The sequence below is a fragment of the Ruegeria arenilitoris genome, from assembly GCF_013032445.1.
GTDB lineage: Bacteria > Pseudomonadota > Alphaproteobacteria > Rhodobacterales > Rhodobacteraceae > Ruegeria > Ruegeria arenilitoris_F.
In genome coordinates this window covers 189,448-214,323 of record NZ_WQCA01000006.1, presented here as the reverse complement: position 1 = coordinate 214,323, position 24,876 = coordinate 189,448, and the positions used below count along the sequence as shown (strand labels likewise).

The following is a 24,876-nucleotide window of genomic DNA, read 5'->3' as shown; positions in this document are numbered from 1 at the left end:
TTCCTGATTACTTGCCCGGCGGTTGATAAGCACCCGTCAGTTTCGCTGCTTTTTTGGCAACTGAGACGAAGTCGTCCGCTGTCCACGCCCGCACCGTATGTATTTTGGACACCGCGCCCGAGGCCGCAACGGCCATTCCTATTGCTACGGCATCTGTTCCATCCGGTGCTTCGCTGATGACAACGACATCGTTTTCACCTGTGGTCATGTAAAAGGCGATCAATTTGCCTCCGGCCTTTTTCAACAGAGCCTTTACGGGCGCCGTACGGTTCGCTGGTTTTTTCAACATTCCTTTGATGCCATCCTCCGAATAGGACGCATATGTAATGAAGATAGGCATATGTACCTCCTTTTAAACAAGTCGAAGCAGGACCCGTAATTTGGCCGGTCCCTTGGCCTGCATGTGCATTTCAACCTGTCGCGATTAACGGGGTCGCGATCAGCCAAATGCCCATTACGATCAATGCCACGCCAGTAAGGGGAACCAGCCATGTGGCCCGTGGCATCAGTTTTTCCAGCGCAACGTAAATTGCGATGCCGACGATCCAGTAGAGGTTCATTACCCCTCCTGCGAAGAGCAGCAGCATCAGAGCCCAGCAACAACCAAGGCAATACGCGCCATGCAAGGCTCCGGCACGAAACGCTCCATAAGAGCCGGGTTTGTTGTGTTCGGCCAGAAATTGGGCCGGGCTGCGGCAATGGCGCAGGCAGGCGGATTTCAGGCTCGACAATTGGTACACACCAGCCGCAATCAGCACACATCCCGCAGCCGCCGGGGACCGGACTGTCATCATCGGCCCGTCCGAAAGCTCCAATACCTCCAAAAGCCACTGCGCACCCGTCGCAACTAGGCTGAACACAGCCCAGGCCACCAGGTAACCGGAGAGGAAAAACAAACCTAGCTGCGAGGCATTCGCCTTGTCCGGGCCCACCCGTTTGATGGCTGTGTACAAGAGAACGGTCGGGGCAGCGCTGGGCGTCATCATTGCGATCATCATGACCCACCACATCAAGAAAATCAGTGTGGTGTATTCCAGGGTCCAGTGCACTTGGATTGCCATCTGCATGGGGTCGCCAATCGGCCCGGCCATCCGAGTCATGTCGATGGCGGTCATGTCCATGCCAATTCCGGCGATGGTGTACCAAGAGGCTCCCAGTATGATGAAAAGGACGCAGATCAGAACAATGCTGCGATCACGCTGCAGCGCCAGATCCACCATCCCGGGTCTGGGCGGAGGCGTCGTCATATCGGCCCCCGTCACGCGCCGAGGACGCCATGCCCCGAGATGTTGAGATGCGCCAGATGCGCGTGGGTCGCGTCTAAGGTCAGACTGATCGCGCTGCCTGTTGTTTTTGCGGTCCCCGATGCTGCCTCGGCGTGGCGGTATTCAAACCCGTGAGGCAGCTGAATAGACGCCCGGTGTGGCGCCCCTGAGACGATATGCGGGATCGGGCTGACCTCTACGTCAAAAACGCCGTGAACCTTGGCATATCCCGTGCGCTCTTCTCGGCTCCAATTGACTTCTATCGCGGCACTGAGAGTTTCGTGCTTCGTTGGTGCCATCGCGCTGAAGACGTACCACATCGTTGCCATCTCGTCGGTGTCTTCACCCGTCATGATGGCTTGTAATGCCGCCCTCTGATCCGCTGATGCGCCGTCGTCAATGATCAACTGCATCTGGCCGTTGCCTTCGTGTATCGCCCCAGGCCAATGATAGACACCCGCTGCCCGAACCCCGGCTAGGTCTGTGTCGCCGTAATGTCCGGATGTAATATCGAAAACAACGACCGCTTCGCAATTCCCGTGAGAGGGGAGAACACTGAATTGGCAAGGACACCCAAAGTTACAGTTGCAATTGGCCAGTTCTTCGGCCTGAAGTTTCCATTCAGTCATGACAGCCCCCCAAACATATTTAAAACCTCTGCTGACAGAGATGTTTGCTTGCTTGCGGTGCCTCGTGACCGGAATTCTTGTATAGTTTCTTGGGTCAAAAAAATTGGCATATAGGTATCATGTTTTGGTGATGTGTACAAATTCGCGGCATGCGTGTGCGGGAACGTGCTTGTTTGAGGGCCGACCTTCGAAATACCCGCAATGGTAACATGTTTCAGTTAGTCTTATTCTGGCTGAGTGCCGACGAGACGCGTCGTACCTTGTATGGTGTGCGAAGCAGCCGATACTTGGTTCACATTCATCTGCTAGGATGCAGGCAGAAATTTTAAAAGTTGGGAGGATTGCAATGAGTTTTATGAAAGCACTGGCCTCGGTTGCTGTTGGATTTGCCGCCGCTAAGGGTATGGAGAAATACAAGCAGATGGGCGGTATGGCTGGTCTGCAAGACATGATGCAGGGCGCCGGAGGGGGCTTTGGCATGGATCAGCTTGGCAAAATGGCCGAGCAATTCGGAATGCCCGGCGGAGCGGCAGGCCTTCAGGAAATGATCGGCAAACTAGGTGTGACCAACACTGCAGGCGCGGCAGGGCTGGGTGGGCTCATGAACGCCATGCAAGGTGCAGCCAAAACCGGAAGCCAGTACACCGCGGACATGATGGAAACCGTGTTCAAGGGCACACCGGGCGGCGCCATGATGGAAGAGCAGGCCAAACTGATGCTGCGCGCGATGATCCAGGCAGCCAAGGCAGACGGTGAACTGGATGAAGATGAAAAAGAGACGATCCTCGGCGAGTTGGGCGATGACATCAGCGATGAAGAGCGCGCTTTCGTTCAGGAGCAGTTGAACGCCCCGATTGATGTGATGGGCTTGGCAGCCGATTCTGGTGCGCCGCTCAAAACCCAAATCTACGCGACATCGCTGGCTGCGATTCGCTTGGACAATCAGCAGGAGGCGTCCTATCTGCATCAGCTTGCAACGGCACTGGGGCTATCAGACGCCGAGAGGGATCAGATTCATGCTTATATGGGGGCGCCGAAGCTATCAGCCTGACGCCAATCTAAACTTGGTTCCTTTGCCGTCGCGATTGCCCTTGACATGAGCGGTGCAGAGCGTAAAAGCGCACGCTCATAGGAATTCAACCGAAAGGCCCCTGCCTTTTCGGACGCAGGAGACAACCATGGCGAAGCCGACGACAATCAAGATCCGTCTGAACTCGACCGCGGGTACGGGCCATTTCTACGTAACCAAGAAAAACGCTCGCACCATGACCGAGAAAATGACCATTCGTAAATACGATCCGGTCGCTCGGAAGCATGTCGAGTACAAGGAAGGCAAGATTAAGTAATCTGCCGTCCAGCTTGGACAAGTTCAAAGGGTTCCGCTGCGGCGGAACCCTTTTTCTTTAGGCGCATCGCTGCGAAGCTTCGCGGCATTTCTTGTCGTTGCAACGACGCATCAGCGGATCAGGCAATCGGATCCTTGGTGGGTTGCTTTTTGACGGGGCTTACCCCTACGCTTCAACAAACCGTTCCAAAATGTTGGCCGTCATGAAAAAAATCTTGTTATCCACAATAGCTGTGCTGACCCTTGCTGCCTGCGAAGACCCCTTTGACCGCAAGGGTGTCGGTTTCACGGGGATTGATGGCGAACCCCGTACTATCTCGGATGTGCCTGGTTCAGCAGCTTTCGTGCCCCTAGCAACAAACGTACCGGCCGAGCTGGCCGCACTTCCAACAATTCCGGTCGTGACCGATCAGACTGACGCCGAGAAAGTTGCGCGTGTTGCAATCGATAATGGCGGACGCAGCGACACCGACGCGGTGGTTCTGACCAGCAGAGACACCAACCTGTTCCTAAGCACAGTCAGCGTGAATGGCACTCTGTACGGGGTTCTGCGTACGCCGAGCAACAGCAGCCGCATCGACAACGCAGTAGGCGCAGCCTTTGGTCGCGATGCCGAGCAGTTCACGGGCTGTCTGCCTGCGGGTCAAGTGTACCGCAAGGGATCCTCGTCACGCAGTTCGGGTTTTGCGGTTCCGCTAAACTGTAGCTAAACGCTCCGAAATTCGATTGACTGAGGACCCGCCGTTCGGACGGGGCCTTTTTCGTGCGGATGTTGATTGGGGCTTTTGTGTCTGCCAAAGCTGGGCGTATCGGTCGGGTGTGGGCATTTGGCAAAAAGAAAGGGGCGGTTCCTTCAGGAACCGCCCCATCTAATTATTGTGTTGGTCGCAGCGCTACTCTTGCTGCCCCATGAACATCAGCAGGAACTGGAACATGTTCAGGAACGAGATGTACAGGCTCAGCGCTCCATCGATTGCCGCTTTGTCCAGCCATTCCTGGTCACCGTGGGTTGCGTGTGCAACGTAGGTGTTCTTGATGTCCTGAGTGTAGAATGCAGTCAGGCCAGCAAACACCAGCACGCCGATGGCCGAGATTGCGAACATCATCGCGGGCGATTGCAGGAAGATGTTGATGACCATTGCCACCAGCAGCCCAATCACGCCCATCATCAGGAACGTGCCCATGCCGCTCAGATTGCGCTTGGTGGTGTAGCCAAACAGGCTCAGGCCAGCGAAGGCAATCGAAGTCACGATGAACGTCTGTGCAATCGAGTACGGGGTGTAAATCATGAACACCGAGCTCATCGATACGCCCATTACGGCCGCGAAGACGAAAAAGCCCAGTTGAACTGCCGCAGCCGAACCACGACGCAACAGAGCGCCCCAGCCAAAGAGCAGGAAGGCTAGCGGTGAGAAGATTACGACCCACTTCAGCGGCGACATGAATAGTGCGCCACCCAAGCTGGTCAGATAACGGTCTGCGCCGATCTGAGCCACCGCGTTAGTCGGATCAGAGGTTACTGCAAGACCGGCAATTGCCCAGGCGGCGAGCGCCGTGATCAGCATACCTACGGACATCGTGCCGTAGACTTTGTTCATGTGGGCGCGCAGGCCCTCGTCAATCTGGGCAGCGCGCGCGCCGGCCGCCGTCCGGATCGTGTCAAATTGTGCCATAAAAGGGTCTCCCTTCACATAATTCTTATCGTGGTCCGAAAGTCGGACCCCGTTCTTGGCAAATATCGGCAACTGCGGATCATGTTTCAAGGGTTTAGCGCCGGATTCCAGCTAAAACACGAAACAAAAATGGCGACCTGCGGGTGCGGGTCGCCATTCATTGAGAAAAGATGAATGTCAGAATCATTTTTGCCAAAATTCCGGCGCGTCCCAGATTGGGCGGGCGGCCTCGGCCTCTGCCTGTTCACGGGTGATTCCGATGTCTTCCAGCGCTCTGGCATCCAGCCGTGCCAAGGTCCGCCGCTGACGGTGTAGCGAAAGCGAATCCAGCAGCATACTTAGGCCAAAGCGGCGACGAGGTGGGCAGTGTCTGTCTATCGCAATTTGGGTCATAATTTTTGTCCTTTCTGTGATCCTCGATGAGTTTTTGCTTTCCCATCAAGTTCCTTGATTTATATGGCCTGCTGTGACACATTTTAAAAATGAATGTTTATGAAGTGATGCATAAGGATTCGTGAAGATGCGAAATCTGGATATTACAACCTTGCGGTCATTCGTGGCGGTGGCGGATCAGGGTGGCGTGACACGCGCCGCCGGGTTTCTGCATCTGACGCAATCCGCCGTTTCGATGCAGCTAAAGCGCTTGGAAGAGCTGCTGGGCCTTGAACTGCTGGACCGCAGCGGACGGACCATCGCGCTGACCGCGTCTGGTGAGCAACTGCTGGCCTATGCCCGTCGCATGATCGCGCTGAATGATGAGGTGATCTCGAAACTCACCGATCAGGCGTTTGAGGGTGAGGTGGTGCTGGGTGTGCCGCATGACATCGTTTACCCGGCGATTCCGAGGGTATTGCAGCGCTTCAACGCGGATTTCCCGCGGGTGCGGGTGCAGTTGGTGTCTTCATACTCGCTGCAACTGAAAGACATGCTCAAACGCGGGGAATGTGACCTGATCCTGACGACCGAGGCTAACCGGGGCGATGGTGCCGAAACCATTGCCGAACTGCCATTGCGCTGGATCGGCGCGCCTGGCGGATCGGCCTGGCGTAAACGACCGATTCCCATTGCCGTCGGGCGTCGTTGCATGTTCCGGCCGCAGATGATCGCAGCGCTGGATGAGGCTGGCCTTCCATGGGAACTGTCGGTGGAAACCGAAAACGACCGCACCATCGAGGCCACCGTGTCTGCCGATCTTGCGATTCACGCCATGCTGGATGGCACCGAGGCTGCACATCTGGTGCAGATTGATGACGGCGGCGTTCTGCCCGATCTGCCCGCACACATGATCAACCTGTACGGAGGAGACCCCGGACGCGGCCCCGTGGTCGAAGCGCTGGCTGATCTTGTCCGGCAGAATTTCCGATTGATTGGCAGCAGCCCTCTGAAAGCGGTTGTTGGTTAGGGCGTGATCACGACCTTGCCGGTCGCCGTACGGTCGCGCAGCAGTTGTAAGCCTTTCTCGGCGTCCGACAAGGGCAGCACGTGGCTGATGTGCGGCTTGATCCGCCCCTCGGCGTGCCAGCGGAACAGTGTTTCAAAACTGTTCTGAACGATCTGAGGTCGAAAGTTCAGGTACCCTCCGATATAGAACCCGATCACTGTCAGATTCTTGACCAACAGGTGATTGGCGGGAATCTGCGGAACCTCTCCGCCCGCAAAACCGATCGGCAGCAGCCGCCCTTCGGGGTTCGTGGCGCGGAAAGCGGCTTTGAAAACGTCGCCGCCGATCGCGTCGTAAACGACGTCCGCGCCCCCAAGCTCCTTGACACGCGTGCGCATATCCTCGGATGCGTCGATCAGGTGGTCCGCCCCTGCGGCCTGCGCCACGGCCAGTTTGTCCGCGCCACGCGCCTGAGCGATCACGGTTGCACCCATCAGTTTGCCGATCTCAACCGCTGTCAGGCCAACACCACCCGCCGCCCCAGTGACCAGAAGTGTCTCGCCGGGTTGAAGGCGGGCGCGGTGATCCAACGCGATGTGGCTGGTGCCATAGGCGATCTGAATGGCAGCAGCATCTTCAAAGCTCATCGAATCGGGCAGGGGAATCGCGCGCTCTGCGTCGAATACTCCAAATTCCGCCAGACCGCCCTGACCCGAATAGACCGCGATCCGGTCACCTGGTTTTAGGTGCGATACGTCGGGACCCGTTGCATCCACGACGCCAGCAATCTCCATACCCTGTGTAAACGGGGCAGGGGGGGTATCCTGATAGGTGCCCTTCTGCATTAGCAAGTCCGCAAAGTTCAGACCGCAGGCTTTGATCGCAACACGGACCTGACCTGACAAAGGGCGAGGAACGTCCATATCACAAAGCCGGGCGGCGGCACCTTGAGACAGAATTCTGTAGGCCAGCATAGTTGCGCTCCTTTAGTTTGGCGCATAGGTTCTTGCCGTGTAGGGATTGTCAATCTCTAAGCCGATCACGCTGGCAGGGAATGGTTTGGGCGCTGTAGGCTTACCAAAGGTCAGCGACGTGTGCCGGGCAGAAGTGGCACAACCTTAAACGTCTGTCCGAGGAATCCGATTCAACCTTCTTGAAAAAAAACCCAAAAAGAGCAATATTGTGAGAGTTGATGATTTGGGGGCATGTTCCTGATTAGGAAGTAGTTAAGGGCGGCTCGCTAGTGTTGCGGTAGTATAGTTATGTCGCGCACCCGAATTGGTTGTGTGTAAAAAAGGAGAATACCAATGACCCATCACGTCGATGTCCATGTGGGTAAGCGCGTCCGGCATCGCCGCTGGCTGATTGGCATGACCCAACAGCAGTTGGCGCAGCAAGTTGGTATTAAGTTTCAACAAATCCAAAAGTATGAAACTGGTGCCAACCGTATCAGCGCTTCTCGCCTGTGGGACATCGCCGAGGCATTGGATGTACCTGTCAGCTTTTTCTTCGAAGGTTTGGAAGAGACTGAAAAGGGAACGAGCGGCAAGAAGTCCGTTCCAGCAGATTTAATGGGTGACAAGGAAGCTCTGGATCTGGTGCGCTCCTACTATGCAATCCCTGAAAACCAACGCCGCCGTCTGTTTGAGCTTGCACGCGTCCTCAGCGACGTCGCCTGAGCGAACAGGGTTGACTCTGGTACGCGTGGGCCGCACGGGTAGCGCATGCAAGAGACCTTTTTAAGCGATCTGGATGTTGCCGAAGAAATGGCCGACGCGGCGCGCGCGGCCATTCTTCCGTTTTTCAGACAAACCAATCTTGAGACCGATAACAAACTGGCCGAAGGCTTTGATCCGGTGACGGTTGCCGACCGGAGCGCCGAACAGGCCATGCGCGCGGTTCTGGCCAAACACCGGCCCGATGACGGTATCTTTGGTGAAGAGTTCGGCCAGGTTCAGGGCAGCAGTGGTCGGACGTGGGTGCTGGACCCGATCGACGGCACTCGCGGTTTCATCAGCGGCACACCCACCTGGGGCGTGCTGATCGCGCTGAGTACGCAAGACGGCCCGATCATGGGCATCATCGACCAGCCTTATATTGGAGAGCGTTTTGTGGGAGCGGTTGATATTGCTCAGGTGACGGGCCCCACCGGCACGGCACCATTGAAGACCCGTCCGACTTCCAGCCTGGATCAGGCGATTCTATTCACCACCTTCCCCGAGGTCGGCTCCCCCGAGGAACGCGCCGGGTTCGAGGCCGTGGCGCAGCAGGTGCGTCTGACACGTTATGGCATGGATTGTTATGCCTATGCTCTGCTGGCTGCGGGGCAGGTCGATCTGGTGATCGAGGCTGGGCTGAACGCCTATGACATTCAGGCGCCGATTGCGGTGATCGAAGCCGCCGGCGGGATTGTCACTGACTGGCAGGGTGGCCCGGTGCATGAGGGCGGGCGCGTGCTGGCGGCCGCGAATGCAGAACTGCACGCGGTGGCGCTGGCGCTTTTGCGCAAGCATTGAAAGTTATTGCCGGGTTTGAACTGGTCGGGTAGGGTTTGCCCGGCTGGTTCTTGTACCCGTTTTCCGCCAGCCGACGCTCTTCTTGCACGAAACGGGTGTAAAGCAAGGAGGGCGGAATGACCGAAATCCTGATCAAGAATGCAGACACCATCCTGACAATGGACGATTCGCGCCGGGAACTCTATGGCGCGGATATCCTGATCCGTGGGGGAAAGATCGAACAGGTCGGCCACGGTTTGAAGACAGCCGGAGAAATCCACGATGCCGCCGGGTGTGTTGTGACGCCGGGCTTGGTGAACACCCATCACCACCTTTACCAAACCCTGACACGGGCAGTGCCCGGCGGGCAGGATGCGCTGCTATTTGGCTGGCTGAAGACGCTCTATCCCATCTGGTCCCGCTTTGGGCCGGAAGAGATGTTCGTCTCGGCCCAGATCGGTCTGGCCGAACTGGCACTGTCGGGATGCACGCTCAGCGCTGACCACCTGTATCTGTATCCGAACGGTGCACGGCTAGACGATACGATTGCCGCTGCCGCAGAGATTGGCATGCGTTTCCACCCCACACGCGGCGCGATGAGCATTGGGGAAAGTGACGGAGGGTTGCCGCCGGACGCGTTAGTAGAGCAGGAGCAAACCATCCTCGACGACATGATCCGTGTGGTCGATGCGTTCCACGATCCGTCCGAGGGGGCGATGGTCCGCGTTGGGTTGGCGCCGTGTTCGCCGTTTTCCGTCAGCCGTGATCTGATGCGCGATGCTGCGATCCTGGCGCGGGACAAGGGCGTGATGCTGCACACTCATCTGGCGGAGAATGACGAGGATATCGCCTATTCGCAGGCTCAGTTTGGCTGCCGCCCGGGGCAATATGCCGAGGATCTGGGCTGGACCGGCCCGGACGTCTGGCACGCCCATTGCGTCAAGCTGGATGGGGCCGAGATTGACTTGTTTGCCAGAACCGGGACGGGCGTTGCCCATTGTCCCTGCTCCAATTGCCGTCTGGGGTCAGGCATCGCGCCGGTGCGTGCCATGCGCGACCAGGGCGTTCCTGTTGGATTGGGAGTGGATGGGTCAGCCAGCAATGATATCGGCAACCTGATCCTTGAGGCGCGTCAGGCCATGTTGCTGCAACGGGTTGCGAAGGGTGCGGATGCCATGTCCTCCCGCGAAGTGCTTGAGATCGCAACGCGCGGTGGTGCCGATGTTCTGAACCGCCCCGACTGCGGGCGGCTGGAACCCGGCAAGCGCGCCGACATTGCCATCTGGGACACGCGCGGCATCGAAAGCGCAGGCAGTTGGGACCCGGCGGCGTTGCTGCTGGCGGGGCCGATGAATGTGAAACATCTGTTTGTCGAAGGCCGCCAGATCGTGCGCGATGGGCATGTCACCACGTTGGACATGCCCCGTGTGATCGAGCGGCAGAACCAGCTGGCCCGCGCTCTGCAACCCTAGTGGGTGACGCGTTCACCGCCGATCCAGACCTCGGAAATCGCCCGGTCGTCGCCCATCATGATGGTAGGGAAGATGGCCTCCCACAGATCGTCGGCGCAGGCCTCGCGCTGGGCGATGGCCGGGGTTGAGGCGAGGTCGAGGACGACCAGATCGGCCTCCATCCCCGGTGCGACGTTGCCGATGCAGTCGTCCAACCGCAATGTGCGCGCCGATCCGACGGTGCCCAGCCACAGCAGTTGAGCGGCGTGTAAAGGTGCACCCCTCAGCTGCCCGATCTCATAGGCCGCGGCCATCGTGCGCAGCATCGAAAAGCTGGACCCGCCGCCAGTATCTGTTGCAAGGCCAACCCGGTGGCCGTCGGTCATCAGTCCGGTCATGTCGAACAGCCCCGAGCCGATGAAGGTGTTCGAGGTCGGGCAGTGTATCAGCGCCGCGTCGACCTCACGCAGCCGGTCGCGTTCGCGGGCTTCCAGATGGATGACGTGGCCGTAAACACCATGCGCGCCCAGCAGGCCGAACTTCTCATAGGTGTCCAGATAGTCGCGCGCGTCCGGGAAGAGCTCGCGGACCCAGGCGATCTCGTCGGTTTGCTCGCTCAGGTGGGTTTGCATCAGGCAATGCGGATGTTCGGCCCAGAGCGCGCCCATCGCCTCAAGCTGTTCGGGTGTGGAGGTGGGGGAAAAGCGTGGGGTGATGGCATAAGACAGCCGATCAATTCCGTGCCATTTCGCAAGCAACGCATCGGACTGGTCGTAGGCCGTCTGCGCCGTGTCCCGCAGCCCCTCGGGCGCGTTGCGATCCATGCAAGTTTTACCAGCGACCACACGCTGATTACGCTGCCGCGCAGCTGTGAAGAAGGCATCCACGCTTTCGGGGTGGATGGTGCAGAAACTGCACATGGTAGTGGTGCCATGCGCCGCCGTCAGGTCGAGATAGCGGTTGGCGATCTCGGACGCATAAGCGGGGTCGCCGAACTTCATCTCTTCGGGGAACGTGTAGGTGTTCAGCCAGTCGATCAGGCGTTTGCCCCAACTGGCGATCATGGCGGTCTGCGGATAGTGCACATGGGCGTCCACAAACCCGGCCATGATGACGTGCTGGCCGTGATCCACCACGTTGGCGTCCGGATGGGCAGCGCGCAGGCTGTCAGCATCCGCCACAGCGGAAATGCGGCCGTCTTCGATCAGAACGGCTTCGCTGATTTTGACGGCCTCGGTCGGCTCACCCTCGAACGGGGAGCCGGTGAAACTCAGAACACGCCCTTTCAGCAGCGTTTTTTGCGCCATTTTTCTTCATCTCCGCCTGTATGGGACTAGGAAACAGCATAGGCGGGCGAAACTTGTCGGTAAATCGCCGCATTGTCATTGTTTTCCGGTAGCAGCTTCTTCTAATTAGGGGCCAATGACCGAATGATACGGGGGCAGACATGACGACAGGCTTTGATGAACCCGTAACCGATGCGACCAGCGACGAAGATGTCTATGCGCTGGATCGCAAGACCGTAGCCGCCATTCTGTACGCAGTCGACGTGGACGACCGCGACAAGCTGATCGAGCTGATGGATCCGCTACACCCGGCCGACATCGCTGACCTTCTGGAACAGATCAATCCCTATGACCGTGCGCGTCTGATCCGTCTGTATGACAAAGAGTTTGACGGTGACATCCTCTCGGAACTTGATGAGGCGGTGCGTGAAGAGGTCATCAATGTGCTGCGCCCGGACGTTCTGGCCGACGCCGTGCGTGACATGGAAAGTGACGATGTTGTCGACCTGCTTGAAGACCTTGAGGAACCGCAGCAGGAGGCGATCCTTGACGCGCTTGAGGATTCCGAGCGGATCGCGGCTGAACAGGCGCTGTCCTACCCGGAAAACTCCGCCGGTCGTCTTATGCAGCGCGAGGTGGTCATGGCACCCGAGCATTGGTCGGTGGGGCAAGCCATCGACTTCATGCGCGCCAATGACGATCTGCCCGAGCAGTTCTATCATGTGGTGCTGGTCGATCCGCGGCTGAAGCCCGTAGCGCAGGTTACGCTGGGCAAACTGATGGCCACACGGCGCGATGTGCCGTTGTATGACATCGCCGAAGAGGAATTCCACTCCATCCCTGTCGATCAGGACGAAGAGGATGTGGCCTATGCCTTCAACCAGTACCACCTGATCTCGGCCCCCGTTGTGGATGCGGATGGGCGGTTGGTCGGTGTGATCACCATCGACGACGCGATGGTCGTTCTGGATGAAGAACACGAAGAAGATATTCTGCGTCTTGCAGGTGTGAGCGACGAAAGCTCGATTTCGGACAGTGTAGCCGCGACTAGTCGGCGGCGTCTGCCGTGGCTGGCCGTGAACCTTTGCACAGCGATCTGTGCCTCGCTGGTGATCTCACAGTTCGAGGCGGCAATTGATCAATTGGTGGCGCTGGCGATTCTGATGCCGATCGTGGCGTCGATGGGCGGCAATGCCGGGACGCAGTCGTTGACGGTTGCGGTGCGGGCGCTAGCAACGCGCGACCTGACCAACGCCAACGTCATGCGCGTAATCCGGCGTGAGTTGTTGGTGGGGATGCTGAACGGGCTGTGTTTTGCCATCGTGCTGGGCACCGTAGGGATGATGTGGTTTGATTCTCCGATGCTGGGTGTCGTGATCGGATCGGCCTTGGTCGTGAATATGGTCATCGCAGGCTTTGCAGGTACGGTAGTACCGGTGGTGCTGGATCGCATGGGTGTTGACCCTGCGCTGGCGTCGGGAACCTTTGTGACGACCACAACGGATGTCATGGGGTTCTTTATCTTTCTGGGGCTTGCCAGCGTGGTGCTACTGTGACCGATCTGACCGACATAAAAGCTGCCGCGCGCAAGGCGGCTTTTGCGCGCCGCAAGGCTGCGTTTGACACCCGTTTGCCCGGAGCCGCCGGGCGTTTATCCGAGGTTCTGGCCGGGCACCGGGGCGTGCCGATTTCAGGCTACATGCCGATCCGCACCGAGATTGATCCGCTGGCTGCGATGGCCGAGGCCTCTGCCTATGGCCCGGTCGGTGTGCCGGTGATTCAGGCCGCCGGACAACCGTTGAAGTTTTCCCGCTGGACGCCAGAGGGCGTACTGAAAGACGGTCCCTTCGGTGCCAAAGTGCCCGAGGTTGATGATTATTTCGACCCCGAGATCCTGATTGTTCCGCTGGTCGCATTTGATGCGCAGGGCGGACGGTTGGGCTATGGCGGCGGCTTTTATGACCGCACGCTGCAAGGGTTGCGCGCCAAACGCCCGACACTGGCCATCGGATTTGCCTTTGACGCGCAAAAAGCCGAGGAGCTACCGCTGGAGCCCACCGATCAGCCGTTGGATATGGTGATCACGGAAAGCCGCGTGCTGACGTTTTCGGCCTGATCGTCTCAGGTCGGGCTGTTTTCGCGGAAGTATTCCCAGGCATCAACTTCGCGCCCGTCCGGCAGAATGCAGACACCGGTCTGCCCTTCGTCGCCGTCGCGGATTTCGTATTTCGCACCGCTTTCTACACAGAACGTGGCCGCAGGGTTTGCCAGTTGAGTGTTTGAATCTGAAGTCGGTGCCTCTTCACAGGCGGCGAGTGTGGTCAGACCAATGGCAGCCAAAAGGGTGCGTGTCATTAAGATTCTCCTGTCTAAAGGGCTTTGGCAGTTTATGCAGGCAGCTTAACCACTTGTGCTTGGCCATTACCACACTTAGGACAGGTTGGATGAGGATACTTTTTCTGGGTGACGTCATGGGCCGTGCGGGACGCACGGCCATTCAGCAACATCTGCCGCGTCTGCGTGACGAATGGCGGTTGGATTTTGTTGTGGTCAATGGTGAGAACGCCTCGAACGGGATGGGTCTGACCGGGGATCACGCCAAATTGCTGCTGGACGCCGGTGCCGACTGCCTGACTCTGGGTGATCACGCGTTCGACCAGAAAGACATGCTGCAATTCATCGAGAAAGAACCGCGCATCGTGCGTCCGGTGAACTTCGCCAAAGGCGCACCGGGGCGGGGCTATCGCCTGTTCACCGCACCGGGAGGCCGCAAGGTGCTGGTGGTGCAGGTGCTCGGGCAGGTGTTCATGAAACGGCCCTTTGATGATCCGTTCTCGGCCATTGAACCGATCCTGAAGTCGCACCCACGCGGTGGTCAGGCGCAGGCCATCATCGTAGATATGCATTGCGAGGCGACGTCCGAGAAGATGGCCATGGGTCACTATTGCGACAAACGCGCCAGTCTTGTGGTAGGGACGCATACCCATGTGCCGACCGCGGATGCTCAGATCCTACCGGGCGGAACGGCCTACCTGACCGATGCGGGAATGTGCGGGGATTATGACTCGGTGATCGGCATGGACAAGGTTGAACCGATGCGCCGTTTCATCACCGGCATGCCCAAGGCGCGGTTCACTCCGGCCAATGGTGAGGCAACGCTGAGCGGTGTGTTCGTCGAGACCGATGACCGCGACGGGCAGGCGAAATCAGTGCAGATGGTGCGCGTAGGCGGGCGTCTGCAACAAGCTGGGCCGCAGTAAGGCTTGCTCTGCCGCGCGCAATGCGGGAAACTGACCGGCGGGCGCGCAAGCCAAGCCAAGGTTCGGACACAAAACCAAGAATGCAATTCCTTCAACTGACAGAAATGGGCAGCGCAATTGTGGCGCTATTGGTTGTTGCAGGCATGTTCGTCATGTTCTTGCGTGAAACCTACCCGACTGAGGTCGTTGCCATCGGCGGAGTAGCGGTGATGTTGGTCACCGGCATTTTGCCGTACCAAAGCGCGCTGGCCGTACTGTCCAACCCCGCGCCCTGGACCATTGCGGCGATGTTTATCATCATGGGGGCTCTTGTGCGGACCGGAGCGCTTGATGCGTTTACCTCGACCGCGCAAAAACAGGCGCAGGTGAACCCGCGCTTTGCCATTGGACTGTTGATGGCATTTGTTGTGCTGGCCTCGGCGGTGGTGTCGAACACGCCGGTAGTGGTGGTGATGATCCCGGTCTTTGTGCAGATTGCGCGCACGCTGAATGTTTCGGCCTCAAAATTGCTGATCCCGTTGAGTTATGCAGCTATTCTGGGCGGAACGCTAACGCTGATCGGAACCTCGACCAACCTGCTGGTAGATGGTGTGGCACGGGCTCAGGGGATGAAGGCGTTCTCGATCCTCGAGGTCACGCCGCTGGGCATCGTGCTGGTGATCTATGGCATGGTCTACTTGCGTTTCATTGCGCCGCGTCTGCTGCCAGACCGGGACAGCATGGCCTCGCTGCTGTCCGACCGGTCCAAAATGAAGTTTTTCACCGAGGCCGTCATCCCCCCAGAAAGCAACCTGATCGGGCGCGAGGTGACAGGGGTGCAGCTTTTCAAACGTCCCGGTGTGCGTCTGATTGACGTTATCCGGGGCGACGAGTCGCTGCGGCGCAATCTGAAAGGGGTTGAGCTGAAACTCGGTGACCGCGTGGTTCTGCGCACAGAAATGACCGAGTTGCTGAGCCTGCAAAGCAACAAAGAACTCAAGCGCGTCGATCAGGTTTCGGCGGTTGAGACCAAAACGGTTGAGGTTCTGATCACACCAGGTTGCCGCATGGTAGGCCGGACGCTCGGCACGCTGCGTTTACGCCGCCGGTATGGTGTCTATGTGCTGGCAGTGCACCGGCGGAACCAGAATATCGGGCGCCAGCTGGATGATCTGGTGGTGCGGGTCGGTGACACGTTGCTGTTGGAAGGATCTCCAGCAGATATCCAAAAGCTGGCGTCCGACATGGACATGGTCGACGTCACCCAGCCCTCTGCCCGTGCCTTCCGGCGCAGTCATGCACCGATTGCCATCGGCGCGCTGATCGGGATTGTCGTGCTGGCCGCACTGGGGGTGGCGCCGATCCTGCTGCTTTCAGTTTTGGCAGTCGCAGTGGTGCTGGTGACCCGCTGTATCGACGCGGATGAGGCGTTTTCATTTGTCGAGGGCCGCTTGCTGGCTTTGATCTTTGCAATGCTGGCCATTGGCGCGGCGCTGGATAAATCCGGCGCCGTTTCGCTGATCGTCGAGGCGATCGCTCCGGGCCTGAGCGTGCTACCACCCTTCCTGATCATCTGGGCCGTCTATCTGTTGACCTCGGTGCTGACCGAACTGGTGTCGAACAACGCAGTGGCCGTGGTGGTGACACCGATTGCCATTGGTCTGGCGCAGGCGGTCGGGATCGACCCGCGCCCGCTGGTGGTGGCGGTGATGGTGGCTGCCTCGGCCTCGTTCGCGACACCAATCGGATATCAGACCAACATGATGGTTTACGGCCCCGGGGGTTACAGGTTCACCGATTTCCTCAAGGTTGGTGTGCCGCTGAACCTGACGGTCGGCTTGCTGGCGTCTTTGTTGATTCCGTTTATCTGGCCGCTGTAAATCTGGCGCGGAATCGCCGATCCACACCCAAGGGTCTTGTAAATACCGAGTGGGCCACGATCTTTTTACCAAAGCGGCAGTAAAAGGATTGGATCATGCCATTTCCAAAACTCGGTCAAGCCATCGTCGTGAGTGCAATTGCGCTGACAGTTCTGGTCAGCCAGGGCCATGCAGGTATGGTCACGGGAACAGCCACCTACCGCGAACGCATCGCGGTACCGCCAGACGCGACGCTGTATGTCGAGCTTCAGGATGTCTCGCTGGCCGATGCGCCTGCGATACCCCTTGCCGCGAAACGGTATGCAATGGACAGCGTGCCCGCGCAGTTTGAGCTAACCTTTGATGATGCCCTGATCAAAGACGGCCACCGTTATGTGGTGCGTGCCTCAATCAATCATGGGCAAGATCTGCTGTTTACCACCGACACGGCCTACCCGGTTTTGACCGATGGGGCAGGGGATTCCGCCGATTTGATGCTGGTTCAGGTCCAAGGGGGCGCAATGCTGGACAACACTCAGTGGACGGCTGCGGTTTTAAACGGCGCTCCGATTGAAGCAGAGCGTCGTCCTGAGATTATCTTCGCACAGGGCGGAGCCTTTTCCGGCAGTGGAGGGTGCAACCGCTTCAACGGTCAGGCCGAGATATCCGGAGCGAGCATCTCATTCCCCGACAATATGGCTGCGACGCTGATGGCTTGCCCTCCGGCCTTGGAAGAGGTCGAACGGCAGTTTTTCAAAGCGCTGCAAGGCGTAACCACCTACGCGATGGAAGGGGATGCTCTGGCTTTTCTGAATGCTGCAGGTGAGCCGATCATCAAATTCGTGCGTACCCAATAGGTTCGGGCCGTCACGCGACGGCCCTTGACCGCCCGGCATTGCGGCCTGAGAAGATGCAGCCGCCCAGAAACGAGCCTTCCAGTGCGTTGTAGCCGTGGTAACCACCGCCTCCGAAACCCGCGACCTCTCCGGCGGCGAACAGGCCGGGAACGACCTGACCATCAGAACCGATCATCTGACTGTCGAGATTGGTCTGCAGCCCGCCTAGTGTTTTGCGTGTCAACACGTGCAGCTTCACTGCGATCAGCGGGCCGTTGGCCGGATCAAGGAATTTGTGCGGCTTGGCGGTGCGGATCAGCTTATCACCTCGGTAATTGCGCGCAGCCAGAATGGCCGCCATCTGCGCGTCCTTGGTAAAGGGGTTGTCGACCTGACTGTCTCGCGCCTCGATCTGGGCGCGCAGATGGGCCTCGTCGATCAGGCCGCCACCCAGTTGGTTCATGCCGCTGACCAGTTCGGTCAGCGTATTGGCGACGATGAAATCCTCTCCGTGTTCTTTGAACGCCTCAACCGGCGCGGTGGCTTTTGAGCCGGTCAGGACGCGTTGAAACATCACCTCGCGCCAGCCGCCATCGGTCATGTCGGGGTTCTGTTCGGAACCCGACAGGGCGAATTCCTTTTTAATCACCTTCTGGGTCAGCACGAACCAACTGTATTCATACCCCGTTTCCAGGATTTCTTTCAGCGTGCCCAGTGTGTCGAACCCCGGCATACAGGGCGGTTTCAGCCGATTGCCACGCGCGTCGAACCACATGGAGCTTGGGCCGGGCAGTATGCGGATACCATGCGAGGGCCAGATCGGGTTCCAGTTGCGGACGCCTTCGGTGTAATGCCACATTCGATCGCCGTTTATCACATGGCCGCCAGCTTTTTCGCTGATGCCGATCATGCGGCCATCGACGTGAAAGGGCACGCCTGCGACCATGTCTTTTGGCGGCTCGCCCAACCGGTTGCGGGGCCAGTTCTTGCGCACCATCTCGAGATTGCCACCGATCCCGCCCGAGGTGACGATAACCGAGGGCGCGTAGACCTCGAACTCTCCAACCTCATCGCGGTTGGTCTTGGCGCCGTGAGCGGCAGTGTCATCGGCCAGAACTTCGCCCGAAACCCCCTTGGTGCCGCCGTTCTGCATGATGATGTGGCTGACCTGATGGCGGAATTTCAACTCGATCAAACCGGCGCTGACGTGTTCCTGTACACGACGGATGAAGTGTTTCAGGACGCCCGGCCCGGTTCCCCATGTGATGTGAAACCGCGGGACTGAGTTTCCGTGACCATCCGCATAGGATCCACCACGTTCGGCCCATCCGACGATAGGGAACCAGCGCAGACCCATCTCGTATAGCCAAGGCCGCATCTCACCGGCGGCGAATTCCACGTAAGCTTCGGCCCATTTGCGCGGCCAGGTGTCTTCATCGCGGTCGAATTGCGCGCTGCCCATCCAGTCGCGTAAGGCTAAATCGTGACTATCTTTGATCCCCATGCGCCGCTGTTCCGGTGTGTCGACCATGAACAGCCCGCCGAGGCTCCAGAACGCTTGCCCACCCAGAAAATGCTCGGGCTCCTGATCCAGCACGATCACCTTCTTGCCGCGATCACCCAGCTCGGCTGCGGCGGCCAGTCCGGCCAATCCGGCCCCAACGACGATGGCATCAGCAGTGTTGTTTGTCATGTCTTGTCCTTTCAGCGGCTGCGGAGCCAGGCGATATAGGGCAGGGCCACGACATACATCATGATCCCGTAAACGGCTGAGGGCAGGGCCAGCGGGCTAAACCCAGACTCAGTCCCCGTGATCAGCGCCGCCAGAGTGATCCCCAGCGTAGAGTTCTGAATGCCGGTTTCGATTGAAATGGTTTTACTCTCATTCCACGACAGTTTCGCGGCACGCGCCAGCCTCAGCCCGATGGCCAGCAGCGCGATGTTCAAAGTGACCAGCCCAGCGCCCATGATCCCAAGGTTGTCAATGAACAGCTGCCAGTTTCCGGCCAGTGCGGCGAGGACGATCAGGACAAAAAGGACTGTCGCCACTTTGGACAATGGCGCGTCGATCCGTTCTGCAAAAGTGGGTGCGAAATGGCGCAAGCTGACGCCGATGGCCACGGGCAGGGTTGTGATCAGAAACAGGGCGATGGCCAGTCCGGTGATCGAGACCTCGGGCGCGTCCTCGCCCATGAAGTGATTGATCGACCAGGCGGCCAGAATGGGCACGGTCACCATCGATAACAGGCTGATCACCGCAGTCAGGCTGACCGAGAGTGCGACATCTCCCTTGGCCAGTTTCGACAGGATATTGCTGGTCACGCCGCCGGGGCAAAAGCTGAGCAGCATGAAGCCCACCGCGATCTCGGGCGGCAGGGCGAACAGCTTGACGGTGATGAAGGCGGCGATGGGCAGAAGCACCACCTGACTCAGCGCACCGATGGCGAAGGGGTAGCCCCGGGTCAGAACGCGCCGAAAATCAGCGACATGCAGTCCGACACCCAGAGACAGCATGATTATGGCCAGCGACAGCGGCAGGCCGACATTGATAAGCAGATCCAAGAACAACTCCTCCCAAAGCCGTTCGGGTCAGCCTATGCGAGGGGTGAAGTTGCAGGCAACCGCGCCGTTGGGTCACATATAGCGCTTGGCGAAACGGCGCAGGATTTCGCCGGGTTGGGAAACGTCGGCCGCGTGGCAGATATCGATCAGGCGCTGGGCGTCCTCGGGCGGAAAATAGCCGTGGTGCTTGTAGATGTTGATACGCTCTTCAAAGTCGCGCGCGTCGGCTTCGGGGTGGAATTGCGTAGCATAGACGTTCTGGCCCCAGCGGATCATCTGAAACGGGCAGGGGTCCGAGGCGACAAGGTGAACGCACCCTTCGGGCAGGGTCTGCACGGCCTCTTTATGGCCGACAAATGCGTCGAAGGTCTGGTCCAACCCGGCGGTCAGCGGATCGCTCGTACCGTCCTCGGTCAGTTGGCAGGTCGAGGGGCCGACGGGTTCTCCGTACTGGTTCTTGCTGACCTCACCGTCCAGATGTGCGGCCAGAATTCCAAGACCATAACAGCATCCCATGAACGGGTGATCATTGGCGGTAATCTGCGGCATCAGGCCCATGATGGCGGCTTCGATACGCGCTTCCATTGGGGACTTTGTAGCCGGATCGTCACTGACACAGCCAGGGCCGCCGCCAACAATCACGCCGGCATAGTCGGTGACATTCAGCCCTGCAGGCAGGTCCTCGCAATCCAGTCGGATGCGGTGGGTCTGGTCCGGCGACAGGCCGGTCTTGTCCAGTATCGACGCGAATTCGGCGTCCGAGGCTTCGGTTTCGGGGCGCAGCTGCAGGATCAGAAATCGTTTCATGCGGTGCCTTTACCCGTCATAGCGGCCAAAAGACAAGAATGGCAGGAATGGAAACCGCGACGATGAGGATTTCCAGCGGCAGGCCCATGCGCCAGTAGTCACCAAAGCGATAACCGCCGGGGCCAAGAACTAGCGTATTGTTCTTGTGTCCTATGGGCGTGAGGAACGCGGCCGAGGCCGCTACGGCGACCGTCATCAGGAACGGGTCGGGTGAGACCTCAAGCGTGCGGGCCATCTGGATGCCGACGGGGGCAGCGACGATGGCGGTGGCGGTGTTGTTCAGCACATCCGACAAGGTCATCGTGACGATCATCAGAACCGTCAGAATGGCCCATGCGGGTAGGCCGTCGGTCAATTGCACCAGCGCATTGGCGATCAGTTCGGTCCCGCCCGAGGTCTCCAACGCGCTGCCCAGCGGGATCATTGACCCCAGCAACACGACCACAGGCCATTCGATGTGGTTGTAGATATCGGCAATCGGCATGATCTTGGTCAGCACATAAGCGACCACGACCAGCCCCAGTGCAATCGGCAGATAGATCAGCCCGACACTGGCGGCCAAAACTGCGGCGGCGAACAGGCCGATGGCCAGCCAAGCCTTATCATTGGCGGTGACGTTCAGGCCACGCTCGGCTAACGGAAGGCAGCGCAGCCATTCGGTGACATCCGCACTGCGATCGCGTGGGCAAAGCAGCAGCAGGATGTCTCCTGCCTCAACCTTGGTCTTGCGGACTTGCTCGGTGATGCGGCGGCCTTGGCGCGAGATGCCCATCAGCACGGTGCTTTGCCGCCACGCCAGCCCAAGCCCCTGCGCGGTGCGCCCGGTGATGCGGGAACTTTCGGGGGCGACGACTTCGATCACTTCCAGTCCATCGCCCTCGGCGGTCAGCAACTCCTGCCTCCGGGTGTCCGAGAAATCGAGGTTCAGCGCCGCACGGAACTCATCCAGCGCCTCTGGACGGGCCTCAAGCACCAGCGCATCACCCTGTTTCAGCGTGGTATGGGCCGAGCGGCCATAGCGCCGCTTGCCGTCGCGGATCAGGCCGATAATGGCGACGTCGGATTTCTCGGCGGCTTCATAAAGCTCGCTAACCCGCTTGCCGATATGCGCGGATTCGGGCGGGACGGTCAGTTCTGCGATGTATTCGGCCAGTGCCTCGGAAGATTCCTCCTGCGGTCCACGGTTTGGAATAAGCCGCCATCCGATCAGAGAGACAAAGGCCAGCCCGGCAATGGCCGCCACCCCGCCGACAGGGGCGAAGTCGAACATCTTGAACGGCTCGCCCAGCGTCTCCTGCCGGATTGAGGCGATGATAATGTTCGGAGGCGTCCCGATCAGCGTCGCCATGCCGCCCAGAATGGTAGCAAAGCTCAGCGGCATCAGCGTCAGGCCGACCGACCGCCCAGCCTTGCGTGCTGTTTGGATATCGACGGGCATCAGCAAAGCCAGAGCGGCGACGTTGTTCATGAAGGCTGACAGAACCGCGCCGATTCCACCCATCAGTGCGATATGTGCGCCAAGGCCCCGCGAGGCATCAACCAAGGTGCGGGTGATCAGAAACACAGCGCCGGATCGGACTAAGCCGGCCGACACGACGAGAACAAGCGCGACGATGATGGTCGCGGGATGGCCAAACCCGGCAAAGGCGTCGTCTACGGGCACAACACCCAGCACGACTCCGATCAACAACGCGGAAAACGCCACAAGATCATAGCGGAAACGCCCCCACAGAAGCATTCCGAATACAGTTGCGAAAAGGGCAAAAAGAATAATCTGATCTGTCGTCATGCCGTCACCATAACCGCAAGACGGTATTGAACAAGCCGCTCTCTTGATCCCATGCCCCGCAAACGTCTATATGAGCGCCGAACACGCAATCACTATCACGAGGACGCACCATGGCAGGCCATTCCAAATGGGCCAACATCCAGCACCGCAAGGGACGTCAGGACGCCGCGCGGTCCAAGCTGTTTTCCAAGCTGTCGAAAGAGATCACCGTAGCCGCCAAGATGGGCGACCCCGATCCAGACAAGAACCCGCGCCTGCGTCTGGCCGTTAAAGAGGCCAAGTCGAACTCGGTCCCCAAGGACGTCATCGACCGGGCGATCAAGAAATCGGTTGCAGGCGAAGGCGACGAATACGAAGAAATCCGGTACGAGGGCTATGGCCCCAACGGTGTCGCTGTGATCGTCGAAACGATGACCGACAACCGCAACCGGACGGCCTCGACCGTGCGTTCGACCTTCTCAAAGAACGGCGGCAACCTGGGCGAGACCGGATCGGTCGGGTTCATGTTCGAACGCAAGGGTGAGGTTGTTTACTCAGCCTCCGTGGGCGATGCCGACACCGTGTTCGAAGCGGCCATCGAAGCAGGCGCTGAAGACGTCGAAAGCTCGGACGAAGGGCACATCATCTGGTGCGCCGATACCGATCTGAACGATGTGTCGAACGCGCTGGAGGCGGCGCTGGGCGAGACCGAGTCGACCAAGCTGGTCTGGAAGCCGACCACAACGACCGAGCTGGGTCTGGACGACATGCAAAAGCTGATGAAGTTGGTCGACGCGCTGGAAGACGACGATGACGTGCAGCGCGTCACCACCAATTTCGAGGCCACGGATGAGGTCATGGCGCAGCTCTGATCCGCGTCAAACAGCAGTATTTGGAAACCCGGCCTTTGGTCGGGTTTTTCTTTTTCTGTTCGCCGGAACCTTATAGGCTGGACGCTAAGCATTGTGTCCGTAGGGCATTTGAAATCAATGAGAGAATGACGGACAGCCCGGCAACCACACCTAAACGGAACATCCCGGTTCTGGCCGGGCAGAGCATCCTGTCACAGGTCGCGTGGACGCTGGGTAGCCCGTCCGTAGTGCTGCCGTTTCTGGCCGTGTCGCTGGAGTTGCCGATGTTCATTGCCGGGGCTCTGGTGTCGATCCGGATGGCGGGCAGCATGATCTCGGACGTGTTTCTGGCGCAGCCGATTGCGGCGCGGCCACAAAAGAAACGCGGGATTGCCCTGACCGAAATTGCGATCGGGGCCTGTCTTGTTATGGCGGTGGTGGTGGCTTGGACCGGAGTGGTTCCAGCCATTGGCGTGGCCTTCGTTGCGGCGTTTTTTCTGATTGGTCTGATAGAAGAGATTCAGTCGCTGATGTATACCGACCTCATTGGCGATCACGTGCATTCCAAATCGCGAATGGTTTTGCATTACCTGCAACTTGGCATCGGCGGATTGGGCGCCATCGGGCTGGCTCTGCTGGTGCATGAGATAACCAAGGAAAACCCACCTTTTTCGCGCCATTCGGCGGTGATTGCCGTTTCGGTCGCGTTCTTCGTGCTCTCGGGCCTGTCCATTTTGGCCATGTCCGAGGTTGCCAAGAAGACAGAAACCAAGGGTGACGCGCCGCCTGCGCGGAAACGGAAATTCTCGGAAAACTTCACCGACATCATCGCCATGTTCGATCAGGCCTGGTTTCGCCACTACATGGTCATGCGCATACCCTTGGTCGTGGTGTCCTTGTCAGTGCCATTCTTTGCCCTGATCGCGGCAGAGGCGCATCACGCATCAGCCAAGGGTTTGACCGCGATGATCATCTCATCGGCGTCGGGGTATCTGGTCTCAGCCCCTTTGTGGCAATTGGTGAACATGAAATCGCACCGCGCTGTAATGGTGGTGGGCAACCTGATGGTGGCTTTCACCGGGGGCGTGTTGCTGGCAGTGCACTTTCTGGGGGTCGATCACGCTGTGCATCTTCACGCGGTAGCCTTGTTTATCGTGACGGTGGCCGTGACGGGCATCAGCGGGGCGAGAAAGCTATACTTTTTGGACGTGGCCCCCAAGGACCAGCGCGTCAAAGGGGCGGCCGCGATCAAAAGCATATGTAGGATCACAGCGGTCATCCTGTCGGCCGCGCTTGCTGCCGTTGCTCATATGCACGAAGTCGCCTGGGCAGTATTCTTCATCGTTCTCGTCAGCCTGTTTGCCGCCATCACCTGCTATCGGGTGGTTTTGCCGAACACAAAGAAGTCCGAGGTGGCGTGACACGGCCC

26 protein-coding genes are annotated in these 24,876 nt (G+C 58.9%); 14 read left to right on the top strand and 12 right to left on the bottom strand.

Features of this window, described 5'->3' with window-relative positions; translation table 11 throughout:
- Nucleotides 1–7: 7 nt before the first annotated feature.
- The 3 genes from GOW98_RS10595 to GOW98_RS10585 form a co-directional block, all read right to left on the bottom strand.
- Nucleotides 8–340 carry a GYD domain-containing protein gene (locus GOW98_RS10595; RefSeq protein WP_170331747.1) on the bottom strand — a complete coding sequence of 111 codons (333 nt, stop codon included), beginning with the start codon at nucleotides 338–340 and terminating at the stop codon, nucleotides 8–10.
- 70 nt (nucleotides 341–410) lie between these two features.
- On the bottom strand, nucleotides 411–1,247 hold the full coding sequence (locus GOW98_RS10590; RefSeq protein WP_170331745.1) for a DUF2182 domain-containing protein: 837 nt from the start codon (nucleotides 1,245–1,247) through the stop codon (nucleotides 411–413).
- An 11-nt stretch (nucleotides 1,248–1,258) separates the two neighbouring features.
- Nucleotides 1,259–1,894 (bottom strand): DUF1326 domain-containing protein, encoded by a 636-nt coding sequence (locus tag GOW98_RS10585; protein ID WP_170331742.1) that lies wholly within the window; start codon nucleotides 1,892–1,894, stop codon nucleotides 1,259–1,261.
- Nucleotides 1,895–2,240: 346 nt separating this feature from the next.
- Here GOW98_RS10585 and GOW98_RS10580 point away from each other — a divergent pair, with 346 nt between their 5' ends.
- The 3 genes from GOW98_RS10580 to GOW98_RS10570 all read left to right on the top strand — a co-directional run bounded on the left by GOW98_RS10580 (nucleotide 2,241) and on the right by GOW98_RS10570 (nucleotide 3,949).
- Nucleotides 2,241–2,945 carry a tellurite resistance TerB family protein gene (locus GOW98_RS10580; protein ID WP_170331741.1) on the top strand — a complete coding sequence of 235 codons (705 nt, stop codon included), beginning with the start codon at nucleotides 2,241–2,243 and terminating at the stop codon, nucleotides 2,943–2,945.
- A 127-nt stretch (nucleotides 2,946–3,072) separates the two neighbouring features.
- A complete protein-coding gene (gene rpmG / locus GOW98_RS10575; RefSeq protein WP_010441901.1) occupies nucleotides 3,073–3,240 on the top strand; it encodes a 50S ribosomal protein L33 in 168 nt (55 codons plus the stop codon).
- 202 nt (nucleotides 3,241–3,442) lie between these two features.
- Nucleotides 3,443–3,949 (top strand): hypothetical protein, encoded by a 507-nt coding sequence (locus GOW98_RS10570; RefSeq protein WP_170331739.1) that lies wholly within the window; start codon nucleotides 3,443–3,445, stop codon nucleotides 3,947–3,949.
- A gap of 183 nt (nucleotides 3,950–4,132) precedes the next feature.
- Here the strand turns inward: GOW98_RS10570 and GOW98_RS10565 are convergent, their stop codons facing one another.
- Both GOW98_RS10565 and GOW98_RS10560 read right to left on the bottom strand, forming a co-directional pair.
- On the bottom strand, nucleotides 4,133–4,912 hold the full coding sequence (locus tag GOW98_RS10565; RefSeq protein ID WP_170331737.1) for a Bax inhibitor-1/YccA family protein: 780 nt from the start codon (nucleotides 4,910–4,912) through the stop codon (nucleotides 4,133–4,135).
- 183 nt (nucleotides 4,913–5,095) lie between these two features.
- On the bottom strand, nucleotides 5,096–5,305 hold the full coding sequence (locus GOW98_RS10560) for a DUF1127 domain-containing protein (protein ID WP_170331735.1): 210 nt from the start codon (nucleotides 5,303–5,305) through the stop codon (nucleotides 5,096–5,098).
- 127 nt (nucleotides 5,306–5,432) lie between these two features.
- On the opposite strand from GOW98_RS10560, the gene GOW98_RS10555 reads away from it, so the two are divergent.
- On the top strand, nucleotides 5,433–6,314 hold the full coding sequence (locus tag GOW98_RS10555) for a LysR family transcriptional regulator (protein WP_170331733.1): 882 nt from the start codon (nucleotides 5,433–5,435) through the stop codon (nucleotides 6,312–6,314).
- Here the strand turns inward: GOW98_RS10555 and GOW98_RS10550 are convergent.
- Nucleotides 6,311–7,267 carry an NADPH:quinone oxidoreductase family protein gene (locus tag GOW98_RS10550; RefSeq protein WP_170331732.1) on the bottom strand — a complete coding sequence of 319 codons (957 nt, stop codon included), beginning with the start codon at nucleotides 7,265–7,267 and terminating at the stop codon, nucleotides 6,311–6,313. The two genes, GOW98_RS10555 and GOW98_RS10550, sit on opposite strands and share 4 nt — an antisense overlap.
- Before the next feature lie 333 nt (nucleotides 7,268–7,600).
- Here GOW98_RS10550 and GOW98_RS10545 point away from each other — a divergent pair, with 333 nt between their 5' ends.
- From GOW98_RS10545 to GOW98_RS10535, 3 genes are all read left to right on the top strand, one after another.
- Nucleotides 7,601–7,972, top strand: coding sequence for a helix-turn-helix domain-containing protein (locus GOW98_RS10545; RefSeq protein ID WP_170331730.1), 372 nt, complete (start codon nucleotides 7,601–7,603; stop codon nucleotides 7,970–7,972).
- 45 nt (nucleotides 7,973–8,017) lie between these two features.
- On the top strand, nucleotides 8,018–8,809 hold the full coding sequence (gene hisN / locus GOW98_RS10540) for a histidinol-phosphatase (RefSeq protein WP_170331728.1): 792 nt from the start codon (nucleotides 8,018–8,020) through the stop codon (nucleotides 8,807–8,809).
- Between the two features lie 116 nt (nucleotides 8,810–8,925).
- The gene (locus tag GOW98_RS10535) at nucleotides 8,926–10,260 is read left to right on the top strand and encodes an 8-oxoguanine deaminase (protein ID WP_170331726.1); all 1,335 of its coding nucleotides are present in this window, start codon (nucleotides 8,926–8,928) and stop codon (nucleotides 10,258–10,260) included.
- Here the strand turns inward: GOW98_RS10535 and guaD are convergent.
- On the bottom strand, nucleotides 10,257–11,546 hold the full coding sequence (gene guaD / locus GOW98_RS10530) for a guanine deaminase (protein WP_170331724.1): 1,290 nt from the start codon (nucleotides 11,544–11,546) through the stop codon (nucleotides 10,257–10,259). The two genes, GOW98_RS10535 and guaD, sit on opposite strands and share 4 nt — an antisense overlap.
- Nucleotides 11,547–11,686: 140 nt before the next feature.
- Here guaD and mgtE point away from each other — a divergent pair, with 140 nt between their 5' ends.
- Nucleotides 11,687–13,081: a magnesium transporter gene (gene mgtE, locus GOW98_RS10525; RefSeq protein WP_170331722.1), complete on the top strand. Its 1,395-nt coding sequence runs from the start codon at nucleotides 11,687–11,689 to the stop codon at nucleotides 13,079–13,081.
- Entirely contained in the window at nucleotides 13,078–13,641 is a 564-nt protein-coding gene (locus tag GOW98_RS10520) for a 5-formyltetrahydrofolate cyclo-ligase (RefSeq protein ID WP_170331720.1), read from the top strand. The genes mgtE and GOW98_RS10520 overlap by 4 nt, the downstream gene beginning before the upstream one ends.
- 5 nt (nucleotides 13,642–13,646) lie before the next feature.
- Here GOW98_RS10520 and GOW98_RS10515 read toward each other — a convergent pair whose 3' ends face one another.
- A complete protein-coding gene (locus GOW98_RS10515; RefSeq protein ID WP_170331718.1) occupies nucleotides 13,647–13,880 on the bottom strand; it encodes a putative hemolysin in 234 nt (77 codons plus the stop codon).
- 89 nt (nucleotides 13,881–13,969) lie between these two features.
- Here GOW98_RS10515 and GOW98_RS10510 point away from each other — a divergent pair, with 89 nt between their 5' ends.
- The 3 genes from GOW98_RS10510 to GOW98_RS10500 all read left to right on the top strand — a co-directional run bounded on the left by GOW98_RS10510 (nucleotide 13,970) and on the right by GOW98_RS10500 (nucleotide 17,480).
- Nucleotides 13,970–14,785 carry a TIGR00282 family metallophosphoesterase gene (locus tag GOW98_RS10510; protein WP_170331716.1) on the top strand — a complete coding sequence of 272 codons (816 nt, stop codon included), beginning with the start codon at nucleotides 13,970–13,972 and terminating at the stop codon, nucleotides 14,783–14,785.
- A gap of 80 nt (nucleotides 14,786–14,865) precedes the next feature.
- Entirely contained in the window at nucleotides 14,866–16,644 is a 1,779-nt protein-coding gene (locus GOW98_RS10505) for an SLC13 family permease (protein WP_170331714.1), read from the top strand.
- A gap of 95 nt (nucleotides 16,645–16,739) precedes the next feature.
- Nucleotides 16,740–17,480: a YbaY family lipoprotein gene (locus GOW98_RS10500; protein WP_170331712.1), complete on the top strand. Its 741-nt coding sequence runs from the start codon at nucleotides 16,740–16,742 to the stop codon at nucleotides 17,478–17,480.
- Nucleotides 17,481–17,490: 10 nt separating this feature from the next.
- On the opposite strand, the gene GOW98_RS10495 is transcribed toward GOW98_RS10500, so the two are convergent.
- From GOW98_RS10495 to GOW98_RS10480, 4 genes are all read right to left on the bottom strand, one after another.
- Entirely contained in the window at nucleotides 17,491–19,152 is a 1,662-nt protein-coding gene (locus GOW98_RS10495; protein ID WP_170331710.1) for an FAD-binding dehydrogenase, read from the bottom strand.
- Between the two features lie 11 nt (nucleotides 19,153–19,163).
- Nucleotides 19,164–20,021 (bottom strand): bile acid:sodium symporter family protein, encoded by an 858-nt coding sequence (locus GOW98_RS10490; RefSeq protein ID WP_170331708.1) that lies wholly within the window; start codon nucleotides 20,019–20,021, stop codon nucleotides 19,164–19,166.
- Nucleotides 20,022–20,093: 72 nt separating this feature from the next.
- On the bottom strand, nucleotides 20,094–20,828 hold the full coding sequence (locus tag GOW98_RS10485; protein WP_170331706.1) for a glutamine amidotransferase: 735 nt from the start codon (nucleotides 20,826–20,828) through the stop codon (nucleotides 20,094–20,096).
- A 16-nt stretch (nucleotides 20,829–20,844) separates the two neighbouring features.
- On the bottom strand, nucleotides 20,845–22,617 hold the full coding sequence (locus GOW98_RS10480; protein WP_170331704.1) for an SLC13 family permease: 1,773 nt from the start codon (nucleotides 22,615–22,617) through the stop codon (nucleotides 20,845–20,847).
- A 110-nt stretch (nucleotides 22,618–22,727) separates the two neighbouring features.
- On the opposite strand from GOW98_RS10480, the gene GOW98_RS10475 reads away from it, so the two are divergent.
- Together GOW98_RS10475 and GOW98_RS10470 are read left to right on the top strand one after the other, a co-directional pair.
- Nucleotides 22,728–23,468, top strand: a complete 741-nt coding sequence (locus GOW98_RS10475) for a YebC/PmpR family DNA-binding transcriptional regulator (RefSeq protein WP_170331702.1) — start codon at nucleotides 22,728–22,730, stop codon at nucleotides 23,466–23,468.
- Nucleotides 23,469–23,593: 125 nt separating this feature from the next.
- The gene (locus tag GOW98_RS10470) at nucleotides 23,594–24,868 is read left to right on the top strand and encodes a permease (protein WP_170331700.1); all 1,275 of its coding nucleotides are present in this window, start codon (nucleotides 23,594–23,596) and stop codon (nucleotides 24,866–24,868) included.
- Nucleotides 24,869–24,876: the final 8 nt, after the last annotated feature.

What these genes read in the sequence shown, in the direction of transcription:
- GOW98_RS10480 (WP_170331704.1), bottom strand. Translation starts at nt 22,617, where the DNA reads ATGACGACAGATCAGATTATTCTTTTTGCCCTTTTCGCAACTGTATTC.
- hisN (WP_170331728.1), top strand. Translation starts at nt 8,018, where the DNA reads ATGCAAGAGACCTTTTTAAGCGATCTGGATGTTGCCGAAGAAATGGCC.
- GOW98_RS10475 (WP_170331702.1), top strand. Translation starts at nt 22,728, where the DNA reads ATGGCAGGCCATTCCAAATGGGCCAACATCCAGCACCGCAAGGGACGT.
- GOW98_RS10535 (WP_170331726.1), top strand. Translation starts at nt 8,926, where the DNA reads ATGACCGAAATCCTGATCAAGAATGCAGACACCATCCTGACAATGGAC.
- GOW98_RS10585 (WP_170331742.1), bottom strand. Translation starts at nt 1,894, where the DNA reads ATGACTGAATGGAAACTTCAGGCCGAAGAACTGGCCAATTGCAACTGT.
- GOW98_RS10555 (WP_170331733.1), top strand. Translation starts at nt 5,433, where the DNA reads ATGCGAAATCTGGATATTACAACCTTGCGGTCATTCGTGGCGGTGGCG.
- GOW98_RS10545 (WP_170331730.1), top strand. Translation starts at nt 7,601, where the DNA reads ATGACCCATCACGTCGATGTCCATGTGGGTAAGCGCGTCCGGCATCGC.
- GOW98_RS10495 (WP_170331710.1), bottom strand. Translation starts at nt 19,152, where the DNA reads ATGACAAACAACACTGCTGATGCCATCGTCGTTGGGGCCGGATTGGCC.
- GOW98_RS10550 (WP_170331732.1), bottom strand. Translation starts at nt 7,267, where the DNA reads ATGCTGGCCTACAGAATTCTGTCTCAAGGTGCCGCCGCCCGGCTTTGT.
- GOW98_RS10505 (WP_170331714.1), top strand. Translation starts at nt 14,866, where the DNA reads ATGCAATTCCTTCAACTGACAGAAATGGGCAGCGCAATTGTGGCGCTA.
- GOW98_RS10515 (WP_170331718.1), bottom strand. Translation starts at nt 13,880, where the DNA reads ATGACACGCACCCTTTTGGCTGCCATTGGTCTGACCACACTCGCCGCC.
- GOW98_RS10510 (WP_170331716.1), top strand. Translation starts at nt 13,970, where the DNA reads ATGAGGATACTTTTTCTGGGTGACGTCATGGGCCGTGCGGGACGCACG.
- GOW98_RS10470 (WP_170331700.1), top strand. Translation starts at nt 23,594, where the DNA reads ATGACGGACAGCCCGGCAACCACACCTAAACGGAACATCCCGGTTCTG.
- mgtE (WP_170331722.1), top strand. Translation starts at nt 11,687, where the DNA reads ATGACGACAGGCTTTGATGAACCCGTAACCGATGCGACCAGCGACGAA.
- guaD (WP_170331724.1), bottom strand. Translation starts at nt 11,546, where the DNA reads ATGGCGCAAAAAACGCTGCTGAAAGGGCGTGTTCTGAGTTTCACCGGC.
- GOW98_RS10595 (WP_170331747.1), bottom strand. Translation starts at nt 340, where the DNA reads ATGCCTATCTTCATTACATATGCGTCCTATTCGGAGGATGGCATCAAA.
- GOW98_RS10570 (WP_170331739.1), top strand. Translation starts at nt 3,443, where the DNA reads ATGAAAAAAATCTTGTTATCCACAATAGCTGTGCTGACCCTTGCTGCC.
- GOW98_RS10500 (WP_170331712.1), top strand. Translation starts at nt 16,740, where the DNA reads ATGCCATTTCCAAAACTCGGTCAAGCCATCGTCGTGAGTGCAATTGCG.
- GOW98_RS10485 (WP_170331706.1), bottom strand. Translation starts at nt 20,828, where the DNA reads ATGAAACGATTTCTGATCCTGCAGCTGCGCCCCGAAACCGAAGCCTCG.
- GOW98_RS10590 (WP_170331745.1), bottom strand. Translation starts at nt 1,247, where the DNA reads ATGACGACGCCTCCGCCCAGACCCGGGATGGTGGATCTGGCGCTGCAG.
- GOW98_RS10580 (WP_170331741.1), top strand. Translation starts at nt 2,241, where the DNA reads ATGAGTTTTATGAAAGCACTGGCCTCGGTTGCTGTTGGATTTGCCGCC.
- GOW98_RS10560 (WP_170331735.1), bottom strand. Translation starts at nt 5,305, where the DNA reads ATGACCCAAATTGCGATAGACAGACACTGCCCACCTCGTCGCCGCTTT.
- rpmG (WP_010441901.1), top strand. Translation starts at nt 3,073, where the DNA reads ATGGCGAAGCCGACGACAATCAAGATCCGTCTGAACTCGACCGCGGGT.
- GOW98_RS10565 (WP_170331737.1), bottom strand. Translation starts at nt 4,912, where the DNA reads ATGGCACAATTTGACACGATCCGGACGGCGGCCGGCGCGCGCGCTGCC.